The organism is Cognatundibacterium luofuense (assembly GCF_018139685.1).
In the GTDB taxonomy this organism is placed as follows: domain Bacteria; phylum Pseudomonadota; class Gammaproteobacteria; order Burkholderiales; family Burkholderiaceae_D; genus Undibacterium; species Undibacterium luofuense.
This window is the reverse complement of sequence record NZ_JAGSPN010000074.1, coordinates 1-591: the sequence shown is the minus strand read 5'-3', so window position 1 is coordinate 591 and position 591 is coordinate 1. Positions and strand designations below refer to the sequence as shown.

Below are 591 nucleotides of genomic sequence, written 5' to 3'. Positions count from 1 at the left end.
AGAGATCTGTAACAGCCAGGCCAGACACAGCGCCAGTGCTGCGTGACAGACCGGTGCCAGCACGGCCCAGGCCAGCAGCAAAGGTGACTTGTCACGCAGATCAGGCAGGCTACGTGCGGTTTTCAGGCCCATGTCGAGCAGGAAAAATGCCAGCATACCCTTGAACAGATCACCGGAAAAAGGCTGCATCGCAGCCTTACCCGTGTCACCACTCAGGATGCCAACCAGCATGGCACCGATCAGCAGCAACTGTGCGCCATCGGTCAGCGATTCATGCACGATTTTGCCTATGCTGGAAGATGCAGCGGGTCTTGGCTCCACCCCGGTTTGTGCGCTCACAGTGGATGCGGGCGCTGCCTGGCGCAAGGTGTTGGCAAGTAAGACGGCAAATACGATGGCCGGTGATTCCATCAGCGCCATTGCCGCCGACATATGACCGCCGTAGCTGAGTCCGTGTTTTTCCAGATATTGGGTGGCGGTGATAAAAGTGACCGCACTGACGGAGCCATAGGTGGCTGCCAGCGCTGCCGCGTCAAAGCCTGACACCAGCTTGCGCAGCACCAGATAACTAAGCGTGGGTACGATCAGAGC

Annotated in this window: 1 protein-coding gene; it reads right to left on the bottom strand. The window is 58.4% G+C overall.

All coding sequences use genetic code 11. The features are described 5' to 3' along the window. Positions 1 to 591, bottom strand: a 591-nt coding sequence (locus KDM89_RS19380; RefSeq protein WP_212689543.1) for a sodium-dependent bicarbonate transport family permease, incomplete at both ends; no start/stop codon positions are given.